18 protein-coding genes and 1 pseudogene are annotated in these 26,741 nt (G+C 46.5%); 9 read left to right on the plus strand and 10 right to left on the minus strand.

Annotation, left to right across the window (positions count from 1 at the left end; translation table 11 throughout):
- Positions 1-83 precede the first annotated feature (83 nt).
- Both vsple_RS11350 and vsple_RS11355 read left to right on the plus strand, forming a co-directional pair.
- Positions 84-2,489 carry a glycoside hydrolase family 94 protein gene (locus vsple_RS11350; protein WP_261882060.1) on the plus strand — a complete coding sequence of 802 codons (2,406 nt, stop codon included), beginning with the start codon at positions 84-86 and terminating at the stop codon, positions 2,487-2,489.
- Positions 2,490-2,563: 74 nt separating this feature from the next.
- The gene (locus vsple_RS11355; protein ID WP_261882061.1) at positions 2,564-3,976 is read left to right on the plus strand and encodes a phosphoglucomutase/phosphomannomutase family protein; all 1,413 of its coding nucleotides are present in this window, start codon (positions 2,564-2,566) and stop codon (positions 3,974-3,976) included.
- A 127-nt stretch (positions 3,977-4,103) separates the two neighbouring features.
- On the opposite strand, the gene vsple_RS11360 is transcribed toward vsple_RS11355, so the two are convergent.
- The 10 genes and pseudogenes from vsple_RS11360 to hrpB form a co-directional block, all read right to left on the minus strand.
- Positions 4,104-5,132, minus strand: a complete 1,029-nt coding sequence (locus tag vsple_RS11360; protein ID WP_261882062.1) for an ABC transporter ATP-binding protein — start codon at positions 5,130-5,132, stop codon at positions 4,104-4,106.
- Positions 5,132-6,757: an ABC transporter permease gene (locus vsple_RS11365; RefSeq protein WP_261882063.1), complete on the minus strand. Its 1,626-nt coding sequence runs from the start codon at positions 6,755-6,757 to the stop codon at positions 5,132-5,134. Before vsple_RS11365 ends, vsple_RS11360 begins: the two co-directional genes overlap by 1 nt.
- A 248-nt stretch (positions 6,758-7,005) precedes the next feature.
- Positions 7,006-8,022 carry a Fe(3+) ABC transporter substrate-binding protein gene (locus tag vsple_RS11370; RefSeq protein WP_032551510.1) on the minus strand — a complete coding sequence of 339 codons (1,017 nt, stop codon included), beginning with the start codon at positions 8,020-8,022 and terminating at the stop codon, positions 7,006-7,008.
- Between the two features lie 148 nt (positions 8,023-8,170).
- Complete coding sequence (locus vsple_RS11375; protein ID WP_255229956.1) at positions 8,171-9,400, minus strand: ammonium transporter; 1,230 nt, start codon at positions 9,398-9,400, stop codon at positions 8,171-8,173.
- 25 nt (positions 9,401-9,425) lie between these two features.
- Positions 9,426-9,764: a P-II family nitrogen regulator gene (gene glnK, locus vsple_RS11380; RefSeq protein WP_255229955.1), complete on the minus strand. Its 339-nt coding sequence runs from the start codon at positions 9,762-9,764 to the stop codon at positions 9,426-9,428.
- A gap of 213 nt (positions 9,765-9,977) precedes the next feature.
- Positions 9,978-10,346, minus strand: coding sequence for a YacL family protein (locus vsple_RS11385; protein ID WP_255229954.1), 369 nt, complete (start codon positions 10,344-10,346; stop codon positions 9,978-9,980).
- A 157-nt stretch (positions 10,347-10,503) separates the two neighbouring features.
- The gene (gene acnB, locus vsple_RS11390) at positions 10,504-13,092 is read right to left on the minus strand and encodes a bifunctional aconitate hydratase 2/2-methylisocitrate dehydratase (RefSeq protein WP_261882064.1); all 2,589 of its coding nucleotides are present in this window, start codon (positions 13,090-13,092) and stop codon (positions 10,504-10,506) included.
- Between the two features lie 272 nt (positions 13,093-13,364).
- Positions 13,365-15,575: pseudogene (locus tag vsple_RS11395) on the minus strand (patatin-like phospholipase family protein); the annotation flags it as partial.
- A gap of 157 nt (positions 15,576-15,732) precedes the next feature.
- Entirely contained in the window at positions 15,733-18,150 is a 2,418-nt protein-coding gene (gene mrcB / locus vsple_RS11400; RefSeq protein ID WP_261882065.1) for a penicillin-binding protein 1B, read from the minus strand.
- Positions 18,147-20,585 carry an ATP-dependent helicase HrpB gene (hrpB, locus tag vsple_RS11405; RefSeq protein ID WP_261883166.1) on the minus strand — a complete coding sequence of 813 codons (2,439 nt, stop codon included), beginning with the start codon at positions 20,583-20,585 and terminating at the stop codon, positions 18,147-18,149. The genes mrcB and hrpB overlap by 4 nt, the downstream gene beginning before the upstream one ends.
- Positions 20,586-20,679: 94 nt before the next feature.
- Between hrpB and sfsA the strand changes: the two genes are divergently transcribed.
- The 7 genes from sfsA to panC all read left to right on the plus strand — a co-directional run bounded on the left by sfsA (position 20,680) and on the right by panC (position 26,689).
- Entirely contained in the window at positions 20,680-21,402 is a 723-nt protein-coding gene (gene sfsA / locus vsple_RS11410) for a DNA/RNA nuclease SfsA (protein WP_261882066.1), read from the plus strand.
- A gap of 137 nt (positions 21,403-21,539) precedes the next feature.
- Positions 21,540-21,986 (plus strand): RNA polymerase-binding protein DksA, encoded by a 447-nt coding sequence (gene dksA, locus vsple_RS11415; protein WP_032551504.1) that lies wholly within the window; start codon positions 21,540-21,542, stop codon positions 21,984-21,986.
- 87 nt (positions 21,987-22,073) lie between these two features.
- Positions 22,074-22,949, plus strand: a complete 876-nt coding sequence (gene gluQRS / locus vsple_RS11420; protein ID WP_261882067.1) for a tRNA glutamyl-Q(34) synthetase GluQRS — start codon at positions 22,074-22,076, stop codon at positions 22,947-22,949.
- A gap of 183 nt (positions 22,950-23,132) precedes the next feature.
- On the plus strand, positions 23,133-24,488 hold the full coding sequence (gene pcnB, locus vsple_RS11425; protein WP_239841193.1) for a polynucleotide adenylyltransferase PcnB: 1,356 nt from the start codon (positions 23,133-23,135) through the stop codon (positions 24,486-24,488).
- Positions 24,485-24,970: a 2-amino-4-hydroxy-6-hydroxymethyldihydropteridine diphosphokinase gene (gene folK / locus vsple_RS11430; RefSeq protein WP_032551501.1), complete on the plus strand. Its 486-nt coding sequence runs from the start codon at positions 24,485-24,487 to the stop codon at positions 24,968-24,970. Before pcnB ends, folK begins: the two co-directional genes overlap by 4 nt.
- Positions 24,971-24,993: 23 nt before the next feature.
- The gene (panB, locus tag vsple_RS11435) at positions 24,994-25,788 is read left to right on the plus strand and encodes a 3-methyl-2-oxobutanoate hydroxymethyltransferase (protein ID WP_261882068.1); all 795 of its coding nucleotides are present in this window, start codon (positions 24,994-24,996) and stop codon (positions 25,786-25,788) included.
- A 10-nt stretch (positions 25,789-25,798) separates the two neighbouring features.
- Complete coding sequence (panC, locus tag vsple_RS11440) at positions 25,799-26,689, plus strand: pantoate--beta-alanine ligase (protein ID WP_261882069.1); 891 nt, start codon at positions 25,799-25,801, stop codon at positions 26,687-26,689.
- Positions 26,690-26,741: the final 52 nt, after the last annotated feature.

Here is a 26,741-nt window from a genome sequence, read left to right on the forward strand (position 1 = left end):
TTTCGGATACATAGCCACGAGGCTCTGAATCAATATTTGTAAGATTAACTGCCGGAGTGCAGTTTGTTAAAAAGGAAATAACAATGAAATACGGCTATTTCGACAACGAGAATCGCGAATACGTCATCACTCGCCCAGACGTACCGGCACCTTGGACTAACTACTTAGGTACCGAGAAGTTCTGTACGGTCATATCACACAACGCTGGCGGTTACTCGTTCTACAACTCACCAGAATATAACCGTGTTACTAAATTCCGTCCCAACGGCACCTTTGATCGTCCGGGACACTATGTCTACCTGCGTGATGATGAGACAGGTGATTACTGGTCTATCTCTTGGCAGCCAGTGGCTAAAAGCCTCGACGAAGCCAACTACGAGGTTCGTCACGGCCTGTCATACTCAAAGTTCAAATGTGAATACAGCGGCATTACCGCAACCAAAACGCTATTCGTTCCAAAGGGCGAAGATGCAGAAGTTTGGGACGTTGTACTAAAGAACAACACTGATAAGCCACGTACTATCAGCACATTCTCATTTGTAGAGTTCTCGTTCAGCCACATCCAATCAGACAACCAAAACCACCAGATGTCTCTGTACTCTGCGGGCACGTCTTACCAAGAAGGTGTAATTGAATACGATCTCTACTACAACACTAACGACTTTGAAGGCTTCTACTACCTAGCATCCACCTTCTCACCAGACAGCTACGACGGTCAGCGTGACACCTTCCTTGGCATGTACCGCGATGAAGCGAACCCAATTGCGGTTGAAAATGGTAAATGTTCGAACAGCGCGCAAACCTGTTACAACCACTGTGGTTCTCTGCATAAGCAATTTACCATTCAGCCAGGCGAAGAAGTTCGCTTTGCTTACGTACTAGGTATCGGCAAAGGCAACGGTGAGCGCCTACGTGAGAAATATCAAGACACTGCAAACGTAGATGCTGCGTTCCAAGGAATCAAAGATCACTGGGACGAGCGTTGCAACAAGTTCCAAGTTAAGTCTCCAAACGAAGGCTTAGATACCATGATCAACACCTGGACACTATACCAAGCAGAGACTTGTGTAGTGTGGTCGCGCTTTGCATCATTCATTGAAGTGGGCGGCCGTACTGGTCTTGGCTACCGTGATACCGCTCAGGACGCTATCTCTGTACCTCACGCAAACCCTAAGATGACACGTAAGCGCATTGTCGACCTACTACGCGGCCAAGTTAAAGCGGGCTACGGCCTACACCTATTCGATCCTGACTGGTTTGATCCAGAGAAAGCGGATGTTAAGCCTTCGAAATCACCAACGGTAGTGCCGACGCCATCAGACGACGACAAGATCCACGGCATTGAAGACACCTGTTCTGATGATCATTTATGGATCGTACCAACCATCATCAAATACGTGATGGAAACCGGTGAACATGAGTTCTTTGATGAAGTAATTCCTTACGCAGACGGCGGTGAAGCGACTGTCTACGAACACATGAAAGCAGCACTGAACTTCTCGGCAGAATACGTTGGTCAAACCGGTATCTGTAAAGGTCTACGTGCTGACTGGAATGACTGTCTGAACCTAGGTGGCGGTGAGTCATCTATGGTGTCGTTCCTACACTTCTGGGCTCTACAAGAGTTCCTAGATCTCGCTAAATTCCGCAATAACGACGCTGATGTTGAGAAATACACTGAAATGGCCGCGAACGTTCGTGAAGCGTGTGAAACACACCTGTGGGATGACGAAGGTGGCTGGTACATCCGTGGTCTAACAAAAGATGGCGATAAGATCGGTACTGCGCAACAAGCTGAAGGTCGTGTACACCTAGAGTCAAACACACTGGCAGTTCTATCTGGCGCAGTTTCTCAAGAGCGTGGCGAGAAGGCGATGGATGCTGTTGATGAGAATCTATTCTCTGAATACGGCCTGCACCTAAACTCTCCATCATTTGCGACACCAAACGATGATATCGGCTTCGTCACTCGCGTTTACCAAGGCGTAAAAGAGAATGGCGCAATCTTCTCTCACCCGAACCCATGGGCTTGGGTAGCAGAAGCGAAACTTGGTCGTGGTGACCGTGCAATGAAATTCTACGATGCACTTAACCCATACAACCAAAACGACATGATTGAAACACGCTACGCAGAACCGTACTCGTACGTGCAGTTCATCATGGGTAAAGACCACCAAGACCATGGCCGTGCTAACCACCCTTGGTTAACCGGTACCTCTGGTTGGGCATACTTTGCGGTAACCAACTTCATTCTTGGCGTTCGTACTGGCTTTGAAGGCTTAACCGTAGATCCTTGTATCCCAACAGATTGGCCAGAGTTTGAAGTGACTCGCCAATGGCGTGGTGCGACATACAACATCACGGTACAGAACCCGAATGCAGTAAGCAAAGGGGTGGCGTCTATCACCATCAATGGCGAAGCAGTCGAAGGTGCTATCCCAGTTCAGGCAGAAGGCAGCGTGAACGATGTTGTCGTCGTTCTAGGCTAATCGCGTAATTTAACCAATCGCTCTTGCCTCAGGTCATAAGTGACTTGAGGCAATGAAACTCAAAGGATTTTCACATGATTAAATTTGGTACGGGTGGCTGGCGCGCTTTCATAGGTGAAGAGTTCACTCGCGATAACGTCCGCTTGGTCGCTCAAGCACTGGCTAACATCATCAATGATGAAGATGCGGCACAAAATGGCTTTGTAATTGGCTACGATCGTCGCTTCTTATCTGATAAAGCAGCCTGCTGGTTTGCTGAAGTACTTGCTGCCAACAACATCAAAGTCAGCTTCATCGACAAGTTTGTTCCAACACCGATCGTGATGTTCCAAGCGAAAGAAATGGGCTGTACCTATTCGGCATGTATCACTGCCTCTCACAACCCGGCAGATTACAACGGCATTAAAGTATTCATCGAGGGTGGCCGCGATGCTGATGAGGTCATCACCGAAAAAATCGAACAGCAGATTGCTACGCTAACTAGCGAAGACGTTGTGCGCGTCGATTTCGAACAGGCGTTAAATGACAAAGAGATCGAAATCATCAACCCGATGAACGACTTTGTTGATTCGATCATCAACTTCATCGATATCGACGCGATCAAGAAAGCCAACCTTCGTGTTCTGATTGATCCTATGTTTGGTGTAGCTAAAAATGCGCTTCAAACTGTTCTTATCAACGGCCGTTGTGATGTGGACGTGATCAACGACGGTAAAAACCCAGACTTTGGCGGTTTGATGCCTTCACCGAGCGCAGCAACATTGTATCGCTTGAAACACTTGGTTGCGGCTGAAGGCTATGACATCGGTATTGGCACCGATGGCGATGCTGACCGCCTAGGTATTATCGATGAGAAAGGTAACTTCATTCACCCTAACGAAGTGCTACTGCTGCTTTACTACTACTTACTGGAATACAAGGGCTGGAAAGGCTCGGTAGTGCGGAACATTGCAACTACTCACCTACTCGATAAAGTCGCCGCTGACCACGGTGAAAAGAGCTTTGAGGTTCCAGTAGGCTTTAAGCACATTAGTTCTCAAATGGAAGCGGATGACTCTCTGATTGGTGGCGAAAGCTCAGGCGGCCTGACCATTCGTGGGCACATCAAGGGTAAAGATGGCGTATTCGCTTCAAGCTTGTTGGTTGAGATGATCAGTGTAACAGGCAAGAAGCTCTCAGAGCTGCTGGATGAGATCTACTCAAAGTACGGTTATGCATACACAGCCGAGGGGGATTGCACGTTCAAACCTTCTCAAAAAGAGGCGCTATACACCAAGATTTATGTAGAGAAACAGCTACCAGAGTTTGAATATGAGATTGAAAAAGTCAGCTACGAAGATGGAGCAAAAGTCTACTTCAAGAATGGTGGCTGGGTGATTGCTCGCTTCTCAGGAACCGAACCGTTGCTGCGTATATTTGCAGAAATGGAAGATAAAGACACTGCTGAACGTGTTCTTCAAAACATGAAAGCCTTCCTATCTTTGTAACTCCTTAAGGAAGGGTTTTATACCTAGATTTAACCCTATAGGTGAAGAACGCTTGCCCAGTATCCTACTTAGTCAGTTTGATACTGGGCTTTTTTATTCACATGAGATTGTTTGTTAAACGAACAGCTTAGAAAGCAAGAACGCCCTTGGTATCGACTTTCACTGTCACTGGCATGCCGACTTCCAGTGCTTCAGAAGAGGTCGCCAGCAGTTTCTGACCATGCGCTTCAATCACATAACGGCAATGGTCTCCCATAAACTGCTGCTCCAATACAGAGATAGCGCTGTCTTGCTCATAGCTAGCCAAGATATGCTGAGGTCTCAACAACAACTCACAGTCATTGCCCAACTCGATGTCCGTTTGAGATTTTGCCTCAACCACACCTAAGCTAGTTTCAAATTCATGTTCAGAGATACGCTGCGCATTCAGGTAGCTACCGCCACCTAAGAAGTCAGCAACAAACTTGCTCGAAGGGTGGAAATACAACTCCGAAGCAGAACCGTATTGTTCGATAACACCGTTGTTCATCACGGCCATTTTGTCAGCAAAAGCAAAAGCTTCTTCACGACTGTGCGTTACAAAGATCGCGGTAACACCCTGCTTCTTAAAGATCTTTCTGATCTGAGAAATCAGCTCATGTCGAACCTGAGTATCGATATTTGAAAACGGCTCATCAAGTAGCAGCAGATCAGGCTTATAAGCTAATGAGCGTGCGATAGCGACGCGTTGTTGTTGACCGCCTGATAGTTGGTGAGGGTAGCGCTCGCCGTACTCATCAAGGTGAACCAGCTCAAGCATCTCTCTAACCTTAGCCTGCTTCTCCTTCTCAGAAAGATCTCGCAAGCCAAAAGCCACGTTTTGATTTACCGTTAGGTGCGGGAAGAGCGCATAATCTTGAAAAATCATGCCAATGTTACGTTGCTCTGGTGGTAACCAATTTTTACCATCATCAATGGTTTGGCAATTAAGGTTCATGACACCACTGCTCAGCGGAAGCAGACCAGCAATCGCCTTTAGCAAGGTTGTTTTGCCACAACCACTGGCACCAAGCAGACATACAATCTCACCGTGCTCAACCTCTAAAGAGAGAGACTCTAAAACCGTCTGAGACTCATACTTACAAGTCAGGTCTTTAATTGATAATGCACAACTCATTAGTTTTTTTGCTCCAAAGAACGGTTAACGATGATAAGCGGAATCAATCCCACAAGAACCAGTAATACCGCAGGCATTGCGGCCAGTTCAAGGTGCTCATCCGAGGCGTAGTTATAAACATAGGTCGCAAGCGTTTCAAAGTTGAATGGACGCAGTAACAGTGCTGCATTCAGTTCTTTCATTGATTCAATAAACACCAGCAAACCAGCGATTAAGGCCCCACGCTTAATCAAAGGAAGGTGTACTCGGCGTAACATCTGGTTGGTGTTACAGCCCATAGTTTTCGACGCCATATCCAATGATGGAGAAACCTTACTCAGGCTACTTTCAATACTGCCGATGGCGACGGCCGAAAAACGCACCACCATCGCAAAAATAAGTGCGAACATTGAGCCAGAGAAGATAAGGCCTGGACGGCCCCATTCCATCGCTTTGGCAATATCATTCACCAAGTGATCCATAAACAGAACTGGAACCATAACACCGATAGCCAGCACCGTTCCTGGTACCGCGTAGCCCATAGAAGAGAGACGCATATAAGCAAGGTTACGCTTGCCCGGATTCACTCGCTGGTTGAAGTTAACAGTCAATGCCACCAGCACACCAATCACAGCGGCGAGAACGGAGACATTTAAACTGTTCATCGCATACTCTCTAAACTCGGCAGTCCAACTTTGAGCGAAGTATTTGTACGCGTAGATAAGTAGTTGACCTAACGGGAATAAGAAAGCGACACAAACCAATCCCCAACACCAGAACAGTGCTAACCACTTTTTCCAACCGTTCAACTGATAACGGAAATCTTCTCGGCTATTGAATTGGTTTTGAAATAGCTTCTGCTTGCGGCGGCTGTAGCGCTCTGAACTCAATAACAAGATCACGATAACTAGCATGATAGCCGAGATCTTGGCAGCAGCCGTGAGGCTAGAGTAACCAAGCCAAGTATCGTAAACCGCAGTAGTTAGCGTATTAACCGCAAAGTAGCTTACTGTACCGAAATCACCTACGGTTTCCATTGCAACAAGGGATAGGCCAACCGCCATCGACGGGCGAACCAAAGGCAGAGAAATACGACGGAAACTTTCCCATGGAGAACACTTCAGGAGTCGAGCAGATTGCAACAAAGAAACATTCTGCTCCATAAATGCAGCACGGCATAGCAGGTACACATAAGGATATAGAACCAAAGAAAGTACAATAATCGCACCGCTTAGGGTTCGGATATCTGGGAACCAATACTCACCCGGCCCCCACCCTGTGATATCACGCAGCAGAATCTGCACTGGTCCAGCGAAATCAAACCAATCGGTAAAGATATAACCTACGATGTAACCAGGCATCGCTAGAGGAAGTACTAGCGCCCATTGAAGGACCCGCTCGCCAGGGATACGGCACATTGCCATGATCCACGCTGAGGGAATACCAAAAATCAACGACAAACACATGGTACCGAACACTAAAACCACTGTGTTGTAGGCGTAGGTAGGCATCACTGTAGACATAAGATGAGAGAAGAGCTCATCCGTTTCACCAACAGCGGTTGTGAATATCGCTAAGATCGGAAAAACCAGCAGCAAAGCAATCACTCCACTACTGGTGTTCCATATATAATTCTTTTGTTTCATCGCTTAATTACAACGGAGAGGGATAACTCGAAAATGCGTTTGAAAATACATCTCATATCCTTTTAAAAACTAAGGGTAGTTATACCGATATCGCACTGTGACTGCAAGGCGCGAAGCTCAGAACTCACCAGTTCTAGGCGTTGCTTTGTATCAAAAAGTGACTTGCTTAAAAACAAAACAACCTCAAGTCCATAAAGTAGGAACTTGAGGTTGTTAATCAATCTAGGCCGCAGCCTACATCAATGAAATTAAAGGTCGAATTTAACTTCATCTAGAAGTTTGATTGCCGCTTCGTGGTGGTTAGCAATCTCGTCTAGAGAAATTGTATCTGCTTTGAACTCACCCCAAGATGCTACAAGCTCAGATGGTTTAACATCCGCTTTTACTGGGTATTCGTAGTTCACTTCAGCGTACATACCTTGTGCAGTGTTACCTGCTAGGAATTCCATTAGCTTAACAGCGTTCTCTTTGTTTGGAGAGTATTTCGCCATTGCCATACCAGAGATGTTTACGTGAGTGCCAGTCGTCTCTTGGTTAGGGAAGTTGATGTAAACAGCATCAGCCCAAGCTTTTTGCTCTTTATCGTTAACCATCTTACCTAGGTAGTAGCTGTTACCAAGAGAAACGTCACATAGACCTTCTTTGATAGCTTTAACTTGTGCACGGTCGTTACCTTGAGGCTTACGAGCTAGGTTTGCTTTAACGCCTTCTAGCCACTCTTTAGTTTCAGCTTCGCCTTTATGAGCAATCATAGAAGAAACTAGAGATACGTTGTATGGGTGCTTACCGCTACGAGTACAGATTTTACCTTTGAATTCTGGCTTAGCTAGATCTGCGTAAGTGAAGTCTTCACCTAGACGACCAACGCGGTCACGTGAAGAGTAAACGCTACGTGTACGAGTTGTAAGTGCAAACCATTCGTTGTCAGTATCTTGGTACTGAGCAGGAATGTTCTTCTCTAGTACATCACTCTCAACAGATTGAACAAGACCTTGCTTAGTTAGCTCAGAAAGACGGCTGATATCAACAGTTAAGATAACGTCAGCTGGGCTGTACTCGCCTTCTTGTGCTAGCTTTTCTGCTAGACCTTTCTTCGCGAACTTAACGTTTACTTTAATGCCCGTTTCTTTTGTGAACTCATTGAACATTGGCTCAACAAGGAAAGGTTGACGGTAAGAGTATACGTTCACTTCTTCTGCCGCAATTGCAGCTGTAGGTGCGATTGTTGCACAAGCTAAAGCAGAAAGAGTTAGCAGTTTTTTCATTGGTTCAATCCTTTTATGACATACAAATGATAATATTTATCAGTTTCATTATTATATTTAACGACTAGTGAAACACAACGTTAAAGATCAAAAAAACCTGCTCATCCGAGCAGGTTTCAAGTAGGTTAAATGTAAATCTTTGTAAATATTACTTCACAGATACGAACTCTGGGTAAGCACCAACACCACAGTCGTGCATATCCATACCTTCTAGCTCTTCGTCTTCGCTTACACGGATACCGATTGTTGCTTTTAGGATTGCCCACACTGCTAGACTTGCACCGAATACCCAAGCAAAGATTACTGCAGCACCGAATAGTTGAGCACCAAATGTTGCGTCAGCGTTGCTTAGTGGCACAGCCATTAGACCGAAGAAACCACACACACCGTGTACTGAGATAGCACCTACTGGATCATCAATCTTAGCTTTATCTAGAGCGATGATGCTGAATACCACTAGCGCACCAGAAACTGAACCGATAGCAACTGCGAATAGAGGTGATGGCGATAGTGGATCCGCTGTGATAGCCACTAGACCAGCCAACGCACCGTTCAATACCATGGTTAGGTCTGCTTTACCCCAAGTTGTCTTACACACGAGTAGTGCTGCGATTGCACCTGCGGCTGCTGCTGCGTTTGTGTTTAGGAAGATTTGACCCACTGCTGTTGCGTTTTCGAAGTCCGATACCATTAGCTGAGAACCGCCGTTAAAGCCGAACCAACCGAACCACAGGATGAATGTACCTAATGTTGCTAGTGGCATGTTTGAACCAGGAATTGGGTAGATTTCACCGTTTTTACCGTATTTACCTTTACGAGCACCTAGTAGAAGTACGCCAGCTAGAGCTGCTGCTGCACCTGCCATATGTACGATACCTGAACCTGCAAAGTCACTAAAGCCAGCTTCAGATAGGAAACCGCCACCCCATGTCCAGTAACCTTCCATTGGGTAGATGAACGCTGTCAGAACTACAGAGAAGATTAGGAATGACCATAGTTTCATGCGTTCAGCAACCGCACCAGATACGACTGACATTGCTGTTGCAACGAATACAACTTGGAAGAAGAAGTCAGACTCTAAAGAGTGATCCGCACCTTCACCTTGTGTACCAATCAGTGCACCAAAAGATGGCAACCAACCGCCTTCACCATTGTCGACATACATGATGTTGTAACCAACCACTAGGTAAGTAGTACATGCAATTGCATACAAACAAATGTTTTTGGTTAGGATTTCAGTCGTGTTCTTTGAACGTACAAGCCCTGCCTCAAGCATTGCAAAACCTGCCGCCATCCACATTACCAACGCACCTGAAATGAGGAAGAAAAAAGTGTCTAGTGCGTAACGTAACTCCGTTACTGTTGTTAAAAGTTCCATATTAAATTCTCCAGTCCTTGAATTCTTAAAGTGCTTCTGCGTCCATTTCACCTGTACGAATACGTACTGCTTGGCTCAGGTCGTACACAAAAATCTTACCGTCACCAATTTTCCCTGTGTGAGCCGCTTGGCTAATCGCTTCAACAACGCGATCTACATTTTCTGCTTGCGTAGCGATTTCTATTTTTACTTTTGGAAGGAAATCAACTTGATATTCCGCACCACGATACAGCTCCGTGTGGCCTTTTTGACGACCAAAACCTTTGACCTCTGATACAGTCATACCTTCGATACCGACATCAGATAGCGCTTCTCTTACATCGTCTAATTTGAATGGTTTCACTATGGCATTGATGAGTTTCATAATCGTTCCTTAGATTTTTCACTTAGTCCGTTAATACTCTTTCTATAATCCAAGTAGCGTGCCAAAAAGTTAAACTATTGATATTAAACACTTTGATGTTCACGCAACGCCAATAACGAAAAAGGCCGCACCATAATGGTGCGGCCTTTTCACTATCTTAATGCGCTGGTATCAAATTGCTCTATATTTGGGCAATGCGTTTGTTTTAATACTCTACAACCCTAAGAAATCGACCCAGCGTTCTATTAAAAGCTCGAAGTCATCAATTCCACAAACTGATAAGCTTTCACTGTTGTAAAAATCGAACTCGCTGCCCTCTTCCATTTCATAGTCGTGACCAAGTACATTCTCTTGAATTGTTACTTCATCTTCATTAATCGATAAAGTGATCTCTTTGCCGACCATAGAGCGTTCATCACTAAAGTTAGTGCGTGACGCTTCAATAAGTGCTAACACCTGATCGATTTTGCTTTTGTCTTTGCCAATCTCTTCCTGGAGCCAACGTCCAACGATCTCGTGCCCCATACTGCATTTCACGTAGTACTCGCCCATCAAAGTGTTTCTTGTAAATTCGAATTCCATAGTGGCTCCACGCAGTAACTGAGACAGGGTAAAAATGAGGCGAGAGTATATAGTGAAGTGATCAATAGATCGAGGGGCTCGTCACCCAGCATTCAGACATAAAAAAACGCCCTCTGCAAATAGAGGGCGTTCTGTCAGTGACTCAATCAGTCAGCGATTATGCTGGCTGCTGAAAAATAACCGTATCGGCTTTTTCTGTGTACTGACCCATTTTATGGAAGTTCAGGTAACGGTACGTATCAGCTGCCGTTGCGTTAATCTTCTCTGCGTACTCTAGGTACTCTTCTTTCGTTGGAATGCGACCTAGAATGGCACCAACAGCAGACAGCTCCGCAGACGCTAGGTATACGTTCGCACCTGTACCCAAACGGTTCGGGAAGTTACGCGTAGACGTAGACATTACGGTCGACTTGTCTGCAACTCGAGCTTGGTTACCCATACATAGTGAACAACCCGGAGTTTCGATACGAACCCCTGCACGACCGAAGATACCGTAGTAGCCTTCTTCTGTTAGCTGATCTCTATCCATCTTAGTTGGCGGAGCCACCCATAGACGTGTGCTTAAAGAACCGTTGAACTCTTCAAGCATCTTACCAGCGGCGCGGAAGTGGCCAATGTTGGTCATACAAGAACCGATGAACACTTCTTGAATCTCAGTGCCTTGAACGTCAGAAAGAAGACGAGCATCATCTGGATCATTTGGTGCACATAGAATTGGCTGATCGATATCAGCAAGGTCGATTTCGATAACGTGAGCGTATTCAGCATCTGGATCTGCAGACAGCAACTCTGGATTTGCTAGCCACTCTTCCATTGCTGTAATACGACGCTCGATAGTACGAACATCACCGTAGCCTTCAGCGATCATCCACTTAAGCATAACGATGTTTGAGTTTAGGTACTCTTCGATAGATTCTTTAGACAGTTTAACAGTACAACCCGCCGCTGAACGCTCAGCAGACGCATCAGAAAGTTCGAACGCTTGCTCAACAGAGAGGTGTTCAACACCTTCGATTTCTAGTACACGACCAGAGAATTCGTTGATCTTACCTGCTTTCTCTACGGTTAGGAGACCTTGCTTGATGCCGTATAGAGGAATGGCATGTACTAGGTCACGTAGCGTGATACCCGGCTGCATTTCACCTTTAAAACGAACCAAGATAGATTCTGGCATATCAAGAGGCATCACACCTGTCGCAGCCGCGAATGCAACCAGACCAGAACCCGCAGGGAATGAAATACCTAGAGGGAAACGAGTATGCGAGTCACCACCTGTACCTACAGTATCAGGAAGAAGCATACGGTTTAGCCATGAGTGGATAACACCATCACCTGGGCGTAATGAAACACCACCACGGTTCATGATGAAATCAGGTAGCGTGTGGTGCGTGTTTACGTCAACTGGTTTCGGGTATGCCGATGTGTGACAGAAAGACTGCATCACTAGATCCGCTGAGAAGCCAAGACATGCAAGGTCTTTAAGCTCATCACGCGTCATAGGGCCTGTCGTATCTTGAGAACCAACTGTGGTCATTTTAGGCTCACAGTATTGACCGGCGCGAACACCTTCAACACCACATGCTTTACCAACCATCTTCTGAGCGAGCGTGTAGCCCTTATCAGATGCAGATGGATCGACTGGCTTAGCAAACAGATCAGTCTCTTCTAGACCAAGAGAAGTACGAGCGCGGCTAGTTAGACCACGACCGATGATAAGTGGAATACGACCACCAGCACGAACTTCATCAAGCAGCACTTTGCTCAGTTCAAAGCTAGAGATCACTTCACCGTTTTTACGTACAACGCCTTCGTATGGGAAGATATCGATCACATCGCCCATGTTCATTTTCTGTACGTCTAGTTCGATTGGCAGTGCGCCTGAATCTTCCATTGTGTTGTAGAAGATTGGAGCGATCTTACCACCCAGACAAACACCACCAGTACGCTTGTTCGGCACGTATGGGATATCTTCCCCCATAAACCAAAGTACTGAGTTCGTCGCAGACTTACGTGAAGAACCCGTACCAACGACATCACCTACGTACGCAAGTGGGATACCGTCTTTTTGCAGCTCTTCAATCTGAGCGATTGGGCCAACAGTGCCTGGTTGATCAGGGTTAATGCCGTCACGTTCCATTTTCAGCATCGCTTTTGCGTGTACTGGAATATCTGGACGAGACCATGCATCAGGTGCTGGAGATAGGTCATCGGTGTTGGTTTCACCAGTGACTTTAAAGACTTTTACTGTGATTTTTTCAGCAACTTTCTCTTTCGAAGTAAACCAATCTGCGTCTGCCCAAGATTGAAGTACTTGTTGTGCTGAAGCATTACCTGCCTTGGCCTTCTCTTCTACATCATAGAAAGCATCAAACATCAGTAATGTGTGCGATAGTGCTTTAACAGCAATAGGAGCAAGTTCAGTATCATCAAGAAGTGAAACTAACGACTCGATGTTGTAACCACCTTGCATAGTACCTAGCAGCTCTGCTGCTTTCTCTTTGCTAACAAGTGGTGATGTTACTTCACCTTTGGTGATAGCTGTTAAAAAGCCCGCTTTTACATAAGCAGCTTCATCTACACCTGGTGGAATGCGGTTTTCTAGTAGGTCAAGAATGAACTCTTCTTCACCTTGAGGTGGGTTCTTTAGAAGTTCAACTAGGCCAGCAACCTGCTCGGCATCTAGTGGTTTTGGAACAACTCCTTCGGCAGCACGTTCTTCGACGTGTTTACGGTAGGCTTCAAGCACGACTTTTTTCCTCTCATTGCGGTCCACCACCTTCCTTCATAATTGTTAGTAAAATAAAGCGGTGAACATCCTTGGAAACTTGGCTCTCCATTGCCATTTTCGTCATTCAATTTGTATTGATGATCGGCATCAGAGAGGCCAAACTGTGGGCGGTATAGTAGCAAATTTAACGATTAATTAAAATCTTATCATTTTGACCAACATAGCAAGTTAAGACGAAAGTCCCATTATTTTTGCCTAATTAGTCACCAGTATCGTTATTTTTCGCATGGTTATTTATAAGACGTTCCAACAATAAGGTAAACCGAATTGTAGTTATCTTCTGTCATACCATACGCCAAAATAATCGGCCCAATCGGAGAGTCGATACCAGCAAACAGCGAACCTGCGGTGTACATCGGAGCTTCGCTAATTTTTAAATCACTGTTCGACCAAACTCCACCATGCTCAATGGACGCGCCTAGGTAGAATGGGGATTCAAACAAACCGAAATCGTTGTCAAACCATTTATAGCGGTACACCAAACTGGTAAACGCCAGGTTTTGCCCCAGTAGACTGTTACGTGGAATGCCGGAGAGGTTTAAAAAGCCTCCGAGCTGTTTAGGGTCAATCGGGAATAGAGAATTTTTACTCTCTACGATGCCATAATCCATCTTTGCGACTAAAGTATGGCGTTTGTAGCTTTGTGCCGCCCTCAAATTCGCTGAGAACTCATAAACAGTGTCACTGTCCTCAATATAAGTAGGATCAGAAGCTATAGGGTCGGAGTCAAACTCATCATGAGAAACAAGGTATTCTAAATCAACGAAATAGCCTTCCGTCGGTAAACTGAAGTTATCTAGTGTATCCAAACGGTAACGAACAAAAGCACCCATTCGCTGATAAGAGCCACCACCGAATGAAGGTAGTGACGACACTTCAACTTCACCGTCAGTGTATCGGCCTCCAAATTTCAGCTCTTGCCACAGGGTTGGTTGGTAACCAAACGCCAACTCACCGATGCTCTCTTTATAGGTCATCGAGACAAAGTCTTGAGTCGCATCTAATGACGGCTCTTCTATTTCACCGTTAAATGGTAAATTACGTTTTTGATTCGCATAGACCAACGACGCTGAGGTAAATAGCTTCTGCTGAGAGAAGAAAGGAGAAAACAGCTCCGCCTCAATGCGCTTGTCAGTGCCCATTTCTAAATTGGTTCTAAGCTCTGCACCGTGTTGATTGATATCTGTAAAGTTTGCAGACACACCAATTGAATACTGACTATCGGTAGCAAAATCATCTTCTAAAAAGAAACGGAAATTTAGGTAGTTTGGTCCCCACTCTTTCTCATTTACATCGACAACCAATTGATCTTTGCCGTCAACGTTATCAAATTCATAGGTAATCAATTCAAAACGATCGAGTGCGTAGAGGTTTTGCACGCTGGTTTCAATGTGGCTAGTTTTTAACACTTCTCCAGCTTCAAGGTTAAGGCGGTTTTCAATTAATTTGTCGGAATAGTGGCTATTGTTATTAATCACCACCTCATCAACCACTGTTTGGTCGCCATGTTTTAATTTCCGGCGAGCCTGCTGTTTGCCTTCAAGGTAGCCTTGATACTTAGCAGCCCCTATTGAAAGGCTACGAAGCTTGTCTTCAAACTGGTAAGCCACTTGATAACCCGCTTCATAGGCGCTCGGCATCTTATCAAACTCAGTGGTCTCCATTTGGCCAACATCTGGCTTAAGAAAGACATCTTCTTCCGTTAAGGCTTCCGCTTGTTGTTGAGTACTACGACGTACTAAATAGTTAGACAGTTGGTCAGCCACAGTAAAAAGGTTGGTAAACTCCTCTTCGCCTTTATAGTTGGTACTAATATCAACCGCGATAACAATGTCAGCTCCCATTGCACGGGCGACATCTACCGGCATGTTGTTGACGACGCCACCATCGACCAACATACGACCGTCTACCTCATAAGGCGGCAAAGCGCCCGGTACTGACATACTTGACATCATTGCATCGACAATCTGCCCTTTGTCGATGATCACCTCTTCAAGTTTAATGATATCTGTTGCGACAGAACGGTACGGGATAGCAAGATCATCAAAGGATTCAAATGGTGCCAGATTACCGGTTGTCTCACGCAGTATGCGCAGCATGTTCTGACCTTGAACGACTCCGGTTGGCGCACGCATCTCTCCCCAGCCTAAACCTAAATCCGTGATTAGCTGGTAACGGTCCTCATACTCTTTGTCACGCACGCGTCGATCGCTACGGTTTACACGATCGCGATAACCTTTGTTCCAATCCACTGAATAGATGAAACTTTCAATTTCATCAGCACTCATGCCCGTTGCGTACAAGCCACCTACATAAGCGCCCATACTGGTACCTGTGACGTAATCGACGGGGATGTGCATCTCTTCAAGAGCTTTTAGAACACCAATATGAGCTGCACCTTTGGCTCCGCCCCCCGCAAGAACCACGGCGATACTTGGGCGCGTTTTTTGCTCAACTTTCATTTTGTCAGCAGGTACAACGACGTTGTCAGCCAAAATCTGCGAACAAAACATAACGCCAACGACGCCTAAACCTCGACTCAGCCAACGAGAAATCACCATTAAAACTCTATCCTTGTCATCTATTGCTTGTGCAACTTTACCACTCAAAAAGCTTCTTTAGCCACTGCTTTGGTTGGCTTTCACACCCCTTTTTAATATCACCACGTTCATCCCAAATAGGTAACTGCACGGGGCCATCGCAATCAAACTCTAGTGCTCCTGAGCTCGTATTTCTAAAATGAGCAGTGGTTATGCCATTTGGCCAAGGTAAACGCAGCACTTCTGGGCCGCGTTGTTTTAGATAATCAGCATAGACACGCAGGGCGCCACTCGAACCTGTTAATTTCGTTGGTTTATTGTCATCGCGCCCTAACCAAATGGTGGTGACCTCGCGACCATCAACACCAACAAACCAACTGTCGCGGCTGTCGTTACTGGTACCGGTTTTACCTGCGAGTCCAGCCCAAGAGAACTGGTTTTGCAAGAATCGTCCCGTACCTTCCGAAACACCCCGCTTCATCGCATAAGTGGTAAGCCACGCGGCTTGTTGCTCGACACTTTGTGACACACGAGGTATCGATTGATAGAGCACCTCACCATTACTATCCACCACTGAGCGCAGCGCTGACAGAGTTGCTTTCTTACCGGAGTTGGTCACCGTTTGATACATCTGTGCCACTTGGAAAGGCGTCAGAGAAAATGCACCTAGGAACATCGATGGCACAGGACGAATCTCACTCTTATTCACCCCCAGCTGTTCGATGGTATTCGATACGGATTCAATACCAAGTTGCATTCCCAAGCGAACCGTCGGCACATTGTAAGACTTAGATAGCGCCACATATAAAGGCACCTCTCCTCGGAATTTACGGTCGAAGTTTCTCGGGCTCCACATGCTCCCCTTACTGCCTTTCAAGCTCAGCGGTGTATCCATCAACGTGGTCGCCAGTGTGTACTTTTCAGGCTGCTGTAGTGCGGTCAGGTACACCGCAGGCTTGACTAAAGAGCCGATTGGACGACTTGCATTGAGTGCACGGTTAAAGCCGTCGTAATCCGTGCGTTTGCCGCCGACCATCGCTCTTATCTCACCAGTATTACGGTCAACCGCAACCGCAGCGGCTTCAAGCTTATTGCCTGCTGTTTGAGCTAGTTGAGGCACCTTACGTGCGATAGAGCGTTCTAGCTCTTGCTGTGAAACAGGGTCTAGTGAGGTGAATACCCGCAAGCCCTTTTGCGCCTCGAATCGGTCGCCAACAAACTGCTTAAGCTCGATATTTACTTGTTGGAAATAAGCGGGCTGACGGCTCGCAATACGCGGGTTATCTTGAATATCAAGATCTCGACCGGCAGCCGCTTCATATTGACTCGCACTTAAAATATCTTGCTGCATCATCAAACGTAATACCAAGTCACGCCGTGCCTTTGCACGCTCCGGATAACGAACAGGGTTATAATATGACGGCCCTTTCACCATTCCCACCAGCAGTGCCAGTTGATCGATTCTCAGCTCTTGGATTGGTTGGCCAAAGTAGAGACGCGATGCCAAACCAAAACCGTGGATCGCTTCACCACCATTCTGACCTAGATATACTTCATTTAGGTAAGCTTCTAAGATCTGATCTTTGCTATAACGGTAATCCAAAATCAGTGCGATATAAGCTTCACGAATCTTACGCCACAGAGTGCGCTCACTAGAGAGAAATAGGTTTTTAGCTAATTGCTGCGTCAACGTACTGCCGCCCTGAACGGTGCGCCCAGCCTTGACGTTAACCACCATCGCTCGCGCTATCGCTAATGGCGATACACCATCATGCTGATAAAAATCTCTATCTTCGGTCACGAGCAGCGCATCGACCATCACTTCAGGGAACTGGTTGCGCTTTAAAAAAAGACGTTGTTCGTCGTTACTTTTCTCAAGCATACCCAGCATCTTAGGTTCGATACGCAGGTAACCCATATCGCCCTTCTTCTCGAGCGACTGAATGCGGGTTAACTCATTGCTATCGAAATGAAGCATCACATGGCGGTCTGCTTCTGGGCCATCCACAAATTCGAATGGGCGACGGATCAGCTCAATCTTAGTGGAAGACGAGGAGTACTCACCAGGATGACGAGGGGCACTGACCTTGCGGTAATTGAGCACATCAAGCTCATTACGCACTTGCTGAATACTGATTGGCGTACCCGGTGATAAATCTAATACTCGCGCATAAACCACAGTCGGTAAGTCAAAGAGCTGCCCTTCAAAGCGCTGTTTGACGACCGTATCGAGATAAATGCCGACAAAGAGTAAGATCGCAGCGACGGCAAGGCCTGCTTTCCAAGCAAAGCCCCATAACATCTTCAACCAACCACGATTGGTTTTGCCTCCCTTACTCGGCGCGCGTTTTTTTGCAGCGGCTCTCGGCTTTCTGGCTTTGGTTGACTTAGCTCGAGGCGACTTAGCTGTCGGTGACTTTTTCGTAGGTGCCTTTTTCGCTGGCCCCTTTTGGGGTGTAAACATCTTTATCATCATCGATTCAACTGTCGTTTAGTTTTGGTCGTTGCTACATGGTTAGCCGGATCATCTGGCCAAGGGTGTTTAGGGTATCGACCTTTCATCTCTTTCTGCACTTCTTTATAAGCCCCAGCCCAAAAACCGGCTAAGTCTTGAGTGATTTGCAGTGGCCTTTGTGCCGGTGAGAGTAACTCAAGTACAACCTTTTTACGTCCTTGAGCAATCAAAGGAGAGTCTTGCTCACCAAACACTTCTTGCATTCGAACCGATATCACAGGTTCTGCATTTTCTTGATAGCGAATAGATTTGTTACTACCCGTAGGCATTACATAATGCGTAGGTAACCAATGGTCAATCTCTTGATTCAATGGCCATCCTAGATACGCCATCAAAGCCTGCTCGAGATTGACACTGTGCAGCCCTTTTACTGATTTCACGCCATTCAGGTACGGCGTTAACCAAGCATCTAAGTTCGTCAACAAACTTTGCTCATCCACCGCTGGCCACTCTTGCTCAGGTAGCCACTGCGCCGCACACAGTATGCGAGCTTGGAGCTGCTTTGCAGCCGGTGTCCAGTTCAATATATCTAGACCTTTTCGCCCTACATAATTGAGCAGTGCCTCACTAATTTTCTCACTATCCGGTTCAGGTAAGGCTTTGGTATTAATGACGAGCTGGCCCAGACAAACTCGCTGCTCAGCCACTAAGCGCCCGCGTGCATCATCCCAATCGACATAGTCACGAACAGTAAACATATCCGAAAAATGCGCTTCTAGATTCACGATATCGACTGCTGTCGCTAAGAATACTTGGCTGGAACGGCCTGCACTTCTCATTAGGTCGATCACCACTATGTACTCACTATCAGCGAGTGGGTCATCATCACGTACTTCTGCACCGTGACCATTCGCGAGCAGAAATTGATGATTCTGCTTACCTCGTGATTGAGCGATACGATCAGGAAATGCAAGACACAATGCCAAAGACAGCAGTGATTCATCAACACTTTGTAGGTCAAATTTGTGTTCTAATTTCGCCGAGAGCACTTTCACTCTCTGAGTCATGAAATGGTTGCGTGTGTGTTTTCCTTGCTGCAAACGGTATAAAGAGTGCTGGACATCAGAGACGTTACGCTCAGGCTCCTCAACCAACGCCGCAGCAGCAATCGCAGCGTTCAACAACTGACTACTGTGCTGCTTAGCTTTGGTCAGCATACTCGCAATCCGAGGTTCTAACCCGAGTTGCTGGGCTTGCTTACCTTGCGCAGTAAATTGCCTACTATGATCCAAAAGCCCTAATTGCTGTAGCAAGCTGCTCGCCTGCGCTAATGCCGCTTGAGGTGGAGTATCAAGCCAATGAAGCTCATCAGCACTTGTCGCTCCCCATTGAATCAACTCAGCAAGCAAAGAGGAGAGATCAGAATGAAGAATTTCAGGAACAGGAACCAAGGGCTGTTGTTGCAATTGAGCTTCGCTGTATAAACGAACGCATAAGCCTTCTTCAATACGCCCTGCGCGGCCCGCCCTTTGTTCAGCCGAAGATTGAGATATTTTGACCTGTTCTAGCTTAGTAACACCGATTTTCAAATCAAACTTTGCCACTCGTTCCAACCCAGAGTCGACCACCAAGCGGATCCCTTCAATCGTCAGTGAGGTCTCGGCGATATTGGTCGCCAACACCACTTTACGCTTGCCTTTTTCAGCTGGCGAAATTGCTTTCTGTTGCTCAGAAAAACTCAACTGACCATACAGAGCAAATACATCCACGTCATTACTCAAATGTTGCAATCGCTCTTGCACCTGCTTAATCGCCGAAACTCCGGGCAAAAACGCTAACAGTGACCCCTGCTCTCTCTCCATCAAAGATTCGATTGTTGCGGCCATTTTAGCGGGTAAGTAATCATTGGTTACCAACGGTTGGTAGCGGTATGCGACAGGAAATGAGCGCCCCTGTGATTCAATGTATCGGGCCTCTGGTAACAGAGTTTGCAGGGTCGTTTGATCGAGCGTCGCTGACATCACCACTATTTTGAGATCGTCTCTGAGCGCTTCTTGGATCTCTAGGCTGAAAGCTAAAGAGGTATCAGCATGAATACTGCGTTCATGAAATTCATCGAAGATCACCATATCGACTCCCGTGAGCTCAGGATCACTCTGAATCATACGGGTCATGATCCCTTCAGTGACAATCTCCAGACGAGTATTACTACTGGTTTTATTCTCCCCACGAACCCTAAAGCCAATCGTCTCCCCAACCTTTTCCCCCAATTGCTCAGCGAGATAACTGGCAATATTTCGTGCCGCAAGGCGTCTTGGTTCAAGCATAACTATCTTGCCACTCACCGCCTGAGACTTAACCAGTTGCAGTGGGAAGAACGTCGATTTACCCGCACCGGGGGCCGCTTTAAGAATGACTTGGGAGTGAGAACGAACGCCGGAGAGCAACTCGGGCATCACAGCTTCAATGGGCAGTTGTGACAATGGAAAGACCTTGTGGTGTAATGTTGCCAATATTGTACATAAAAACAGTTCTCTCTAAATAAGTAAAATGCACTTCGATCCTCCTTTAGAGTCTGCGACTCTTATAAAACGCTATAAACGTTTCCTTACAGACATCAAACTTCCTGACGGCAGTGAACGTACTATCCATTGTGCCAATACTGGTGCGATGACAGGTTGCGCTGAACCGGGAAACACCGTGTGGTACTCGACCTCCGACAACCCTAAGAGAAAATACCCAAACAGTTGGGAGATCTCAGAAACAGCACAAGGCGATCGAATTTGTGTGAACACTGCCCGCGCTAACCAATTGGCAGTGGAAGCGATTCAAAATGGCGCTATAGTTGAACTTTCGGATTATCAATCACTGCGTACCGAAGTGAAATATGGCAGTGAGAATAGCCGGATAGATATTTTGCTCGAGGATGAAACCAAGGCCGATTGCTATATCGAAGTGAAAAGCGTCACGCTACTAGCAGATGACCCATGTGTTGAAAAGGGACAAGGCTACTTTCCAGACGCCGTTACTACGCGTGGTCAAAAGCATCTGCGTGAACTCACAGAAATGGCAGAATCTGGTCAAAGAGCAGTACTTTTATTCACTGTTTTACATTCAGGTATTGAAAAAGTCTCAGCGGCACACCATATAGACGCCAAATATTCATTATTACTAAAACAAGCACAAGACGCGGGTGTTGAAGTTATCTGTTACAAAGCGGAGCTCAACAATACTCAAATGGCATTGAATCAAGCGGTTGAATTCATCGCTTGATTCACAAAATGCAGAACTCTGCACATTGATAGCAAGTTTACATTTGAGTGTTTGCCACCACTCGTTCTTTCTGCTATAGATACCCGCCTTAAAATTAGCTGCTTTGCAGTTGACTAGGTGTAAATAGGAGATGCTGTATGCCAGAATCTAAGAAAAAAGCGCTAGGCATCCTAGCAATCGCAGGTGTTGAACCATATCAAGAAAAGCCAGGTGAAGAGTACATGTCACCTGAGCAAATGGCTCATTTTACAAAGATTTTAGAAGCTTGGCGCAACCAGCTCAGGGAAGAAGTTGATCGTACTGTTCACCACATGCAGGACGAGGCAGCAAATTTCCCAGACCCAGTTGACCGCGCTTCTCAAGAAGAAGAGTTCAGCTTAGAGCTACGTAACCGTGACCGTGAACGTCGTCTAATCAAGAAGATTGAGAAGACACTAGACAAGATCGAAGAAGACGATTTCGGCTTCTGTGACTCTTGTGGTATCGAAATCGGTATTCGTCGTCTTGAAGCTCGCCCGACTGCTGATCTTTGTATTGACTGTAAAACACTTGCAGAAATCAAAGAAAAACAGATGCAAGGTTAATCCTTGTTGATGTGAAGAAAGGGAGCACTCGCTCCCTTTTTTATTTGGTCTTTTATTCCCCATACAACCATTACTTAGGCTTTTACTATGAGTTATATCGGGCGCTTTGCACCTTCTCCTTCTGGCCCTCTTCATTTTGGCTCACTTGTGGCTGCACTCGGTAGCTACTTCCAAGCAAAATCACAAAAGGGACAATGGCTAGTGCGCATGGAGGATCTTGATCCACCGCGCGAAATGCCAGGAGCCGCCGATCTTATATTAAAAACCTTAGAGACCTATCAGTTGCATTGGGATGGCGAAGTCGTATACCAGAGTCATCGACACGCGGCTTACCAAGCTCAGATTGAACAGTGGCTTACCGAACAGCAAGCTTACTACTGCGAATGTACCCGCAAGCAGATAAAAGCCCTAGGTGGCTTCTACAACGGTCACTGTCGTCACGCAGCGCTAAACGATAATGGTGAACGTGCGGTACGCCTAGTGATGAATCACCCTATTGAGTCATTTGAGGATATTCGCCACGGCACCATGAGCATCCCTGCCGAACTCGCTAAAGAAGACTTTATTATCAAGCGCCGCGACGGTTTATTCGCCTACAACCTAGCGGTAGTACTGGATGATATCGCTCAAGGCGTGACAGAGGTCGTGAGAGGAGCTGACTTAATCGAGCCTACAGGCCGTCAAATCAGTCTCTATAAAGCGCTCAATCGGCCACAAGTCAGTTATCTTCATTTGCCTTTAGCGACCGATGCTACAGGTAACAAGCTCTCAAAGCAGAATCATGCACAAGGCATCGATTTAGATAACCCTAAACCGGCCCTTTTGAGCGCCATGCGCTTTCTCGGTTTCACTTTACCTTTCGACATTGAGCAGGGCTCTTTAAGCGAGATTTTGGCTTGGGGCTGTCAGCATTGGCGTATCAATCAGCTACCCGATACACTGCATAAAGAGCACCGTGATTGACACGTTCGCGGCATGAAATCGTATAAACGACACATAAAAATGCCATAACCCTTAGGTGTGTATAAGCGGACAATGTTCTCAAATGGCTTCCGCTAGGCTATTATTAGCCGCAATTAAACTCTGCACTACCACTTTGGACTAAGAGAAAAGCAAAGTTGGCGATACCTACTTTGTTGTAAACTAATGAATACAAACGACAATACCCCTAGCGAACAACGTGGATTCCACGATTTAGCTCTGAATATTTACACTCGACAAGAGCACAATATTTCACGCAAGCAGATCAGTGATAACGCACTCAAAGTGTTATATCGCCTGAATGGTGCGGGTTTTGACGCATTCCTAGTCGGTGGTGGTGTGCGAGATTTACTGCTCGGCTCACAACCGAAAGATTTCGACATCGCGACTAACGCGACGCCAGAGCAGATCAAAAACCTATTCAGAAACTGCCGTCTTATCGGTCGTCGCTTCCGCCTTGCGCACATCATGTTTGGTCGTGACATCATCGAAGTCGCCACCTTCCGTGGTCACCACCAAGAACCATCGAAAAACGTATCAGCTCAGTCTAAAGAAGGCATGTTGCTGCGTGATAACGTCTACGGCAGCGTAGATGAAGATGCAGAGCGTCGTGACTTCACCATCAATGCGATGTACTACAACATTGCAGACTACAGCATCCACGATTACGCTGGTGGTGTAGAAGACTTAGAAGATCGATTGATCCGCCTGATTGGTGATCCAGAAACTCGCTACCGTGAAGACCCGGTGCGTATGCTTCGTGCAATGCGCTTCTCTGCGAAACTAGACTTTGACATCGAAGAAGACACGGCTGATCCAATTGAAGAGTTGGCACACCTGCTAAAAGATATCCCAGCGGCTCGTCTCTATGAAGAGTCACTAAAGCTTCTTCAATCAGGCTACGGCCTTGAGACTTACCACCTAATGCGCGAGTACAATCTGTTCCAACAGATGTTCCCAGCGGTGGCTGAGTTCTTTACTGAAGACTACTCTTCTCAGACAGAACAGATGCTAGACTTGGTGCTCGATTCCACTGACCTACGTATCGAAGATGGAAAACGCGTTAACCCAGCCTTTATGTTTGCGGCCATCTTGTGGTACCCGATGAACAAACTGGCAGAGAAGCTGGCCGATGAGCTTGGTCTTTCTCAATATGACGCTATCATGGAAGCGAGCAATGTTATTCTTGATCAACAAGTTAAGAGCATCGCTATTCCACGTCGTCACACAGCGACGATTCGTGAAGTATGGCAACTGCAACTTCGCCTACCTCGTCGCAACGGCAAGCGCGCTCAACGCCTAATGGAGCTCAACAAGTTCCGTGCTGGCTTTGACTTCCTTGAGATGCGCGGCGAGATCGAAGGTGGTGAAACCCAAGAGCTTGCTAAATGGTGGGAGCGCTACCAAAGCGCAGGACGCAACATGCGTCAAGCGATGGCAAACGATGTAGCGCCACCATCAAAATCAGGTCATCGACGCCGTAAGACTTACCGCAACAAGAAAAGTAAGCCGTCATCATGATCACAGCGTATATCGCGGTCGGCAGTAATCTGGCCGACCCTGTAAGCCAAGCTAATTTGGCTATCGAAACATTAAAAAGCCTACCGCAATCAAAGTTTATTGCGACCTCTAAGCTATATAGTAGCACTCCAATGGGGCCGCAAAATCAACCCGATTACATCAACGCGGTGGTCGCTATTGAGACCGAATTAACGCCAATTGAACTGCTCAACTGCACCCAAGCGATTGAGCAAGAGCAAGGGCGTGTCCGTAAAGATGAGCGTTGGGGGCCAAGAACCCTGGACCTAGACATCATCTTATACGGCAATGAGGTGATCGATTCAGAGCGCTTAACTGTTCCTCACTACGGAATGAAAGAGCGAGAGTTTGTTCTTTACCCGCTAGCTGAAATCGCACCAAGTTTACAACTCCCTGATGGGACTGAGCTCAGCGAACTGCTGAAAGTAGTCGATAAAAACGGGCTCAATGTTTGGCAAAAATAAGCCAGACGCATTAAGGAAAACCAATGAAAAAAGTAACCATTAACGACCTGATCAAGTGCAAACGTGAAGGCCGCAAATTTGCAACGTCAACGGCTTACGATGCCAGCTTCAGTCAGCTATTCGAAAGCCAAGAGATCCCAGTCCTTTTAGTCGGTGATTCGCTTGGTATGGTACTGCAAGGCCAAACCGACACACTGCCAGTTACCGTTGAAGACATTGCGTACCACACTCGTTCAGTACGCGCAGGCAGCCCTAACTGCCTGTTGATGGCTGACATGCCATTCATGAGCTACGCAACACCTGAACAAGCTTGTGAAAACGCAGCAAAGATCATTCGCGCTGGTGCCAACATGGTTAAGATTGAAGGTGGCAGCTGGCTGGTAGATACAGTGAAAATGCTAACAGAGCGCGCTGTACCAGTTTGTGCGCACCTAGGTTTAACGCCTCAGTCGGTAAACATCTTTGGTGGTTACAAAGTACAAGGTCGCGATGACGAGCAAGCCGATAAAATGGTGGCAGACGCATTGGCTCTACAAGAAGCTGGCGCGCAAATCGTTCTTCTTGAATGTGTACCGGCTTCATTGGCAAAACGTATTACTGAAGCCTGTGATTTACCAGTAATCGGTATTGGTGCGGGCAATGTGACCGACGGTCAAATCCTAGTTATGCACGACATGTTCGGTATTTCTGCGAACTATATGCCTAAATTCTCTAAGAATTTCTTAGCGGAAACAGGGGATATGCGTAAAGCCGTGGCTAAATATAAAGAAGATGTTGAGAGCGCACGTTTCCCTGATGACGCTCACACAATCGCTTAGGAGTTAGAGTATGCAATCTTTCGCTGAAGTAGCGGCTCTTCGTGAGCAGATTAAGCAATATAAACGTGATGGACGCACTGTTGCTTTCGTTCCTACTATGGGCAACCTTCATGAGGGTCACCTTACTCTAGTAAGAAAAGCGCGTGAATTGGCTGATATCGTTGTGGTTAGTATCTTCGTCAACCCAATGCAGTTTGATCGCGCAGACGATCTTAACAACTACCCTCGTACTCTAGAAGCTGACTTGAGCAAATTGACTGGTGAAGGCGTTGAGTTGGTATTTACACCAACGCCAGAGATCATGTACCCAGCAGGCCTTGATAAACAGACGTTTGTTGAAGTACCAGGCCTCTCTCACATGCTAGAGGGGGCTTCTCGTCCAGGTCACTTCCGTGGTGTAGCAACGATCGTAACCAAGTTGTTCAACATCGTTCAGCCTGATGTTGCCTGCTTCGGTGAAAAAGATTTCCAACAGCTTGCAGTCATTCGTCAAATGACAGCCGATCTGGCACTCGATATCGACATTGTGGGTGTACCTACGGTACGTGAGATGGACGGCTTAGCAATGAGCTCTCGTAACGGCAACCTTACGATAGATGAGCGTCAACGTGCTCCAGTACTGGCTCGTACTATGCGTTGGATCAGCAGTGCTATCCGTGGTGGTCGTGACGACTATGCGTCAGTAATTGAAGATGCTACTGATCAGCTTCGCGCTGCAGACATACAACCGGATGAGATCTTCATCTGCGATGCTAAAACTCTGCAATCCATCACTTCTGAATCCACGCAAGCAGTCATTCTTATGTCAGCCTTCTTAGGCAAGACTCGTCTTATCGACAACCAAGTTCTTGATTTGGTGACGGAAACAAAAGATGAAGTGAAAGAAGAACCCGCTGAGTAATTAACGGTTTCTTAAAAGCAAAATACGAAAAAGGTCGATGTTAAATCGACCT

The sequence above is a fragment of the Vibrio pelagius genome (assembly GCF_024347575.1).
GTDB lineage: Bacteria > Pseudomonadota > Gammaproteobacteria > Enterobacterales > Vibrionaceae > Vibrio > Vibrio pelagius.

Coding starts and splice junctions, on each gene's coding strand:
- vsple_RS11350 (WP_261882060.1), top strand. CDS start 84: ATGAAATACGGCTATTTCGACAACGAGAATCGCGAATACGTCATCACT.
- vsple_RS11355 (WP_261882061.1), top strand. CDS start 2,564: ATGATTAAATTTGGTACGGGTGGCTGGCGCGCTTTCATAGGTGAAGAG.
- vsple_RS11360 (WP_261882062.1), bottom strand. CDS start 5,132: ATGAGTTGTGCATTATCAATTAAAGACCTGACTTGTAAGTATGAGTCT.
- vsple_RS11365 (WP_261882063.1), bottom strand. CDS start 6,757: ATGAAACAAAAGAATTATATATGGAACACCAGTAGTGGAGTGATTGCT.
- vsple_RS11370 (WP_032551510.1), bottom strand. CDS start 8,022: ATGAAAAAACTGCTAACTCTTTCTGCTTTAGCTTGTGCAACAATCGCA.
- vsple_RS11375 (WP_255229956.1), bottom strand. CDS start 9,400: ATGGAACTTTTAACAACAGTAACGGAGTTACGTTACGCACTAGACACT.
- glnK (WP_255229955.1), bottom strand. CDS start 9,764: ATGAAACTCATCAATGCCATAGTGAAACCATTCAAATTAGACGATGTA.
- vsple_RS11385 (WP_255229954.1), bottom strand. CDS start 10,346: ATGGAATTCGAATTTACAAGAAACACTTTGATGGGCGAGTACTACGTG.
- mrcB (WP_261882065.1), bottom strand. CDS start 18,150: ATGATGATAAAGATGTTTACACCCCAAAAGGGGCCAGCGAAAAAGGCA.
- hrpB (WP_261883166.1), bottom strand. CDS start 20,585: ATGCCCGAGTTGCTCTCCGGCGTTCGTTCTCACTCCCAAGTCATTCTT.
- sfsA (WP_261882066.1), top strand. CDS start 20,680: ATGCACTTCGATCCTCCTTTAGAGTCTGCGACTCTTATAAAACGCTAT.
- dksA (WP_032551504.1), top strand. CDS start 21,540: ATGCCAGAATCTAAGAAAAAAGCGCTAGGCATCCTAGCAATCGCAGGT.
- gluQRS (WP_261882067.1), top strand. CDS start 22,074: ATGAGTTATATCGGGCGCTTTGCACCTTCTCCTTCTGGCCCTCTTCAT.
- pcnB (WP_239841193.1), top strand. CDS start 23,133: ATGAATACAAACGACAATACCCCTAGCGAACAACGTGGATTCCACGAT.
- folK (WP_032551501.1), top strand. CDS start 24,485: ATGATCACAGCGTATATCGCGGTCGGCAGTAATCTGGCCGACCCTGTA.
- panB (WP_261882068.1), top strand. CDS start 24,994: ATGAAAAAAGTAACCATTAACGACCTGATCAAGTGCAAACGTGAAGGC.
- panC (WP_261882069.1), top strand. CDS start 25,799: ATGCAATCTTTCGCTGAAGTAGCGGCTCTTCGTGAGCAGATTAAGCAA.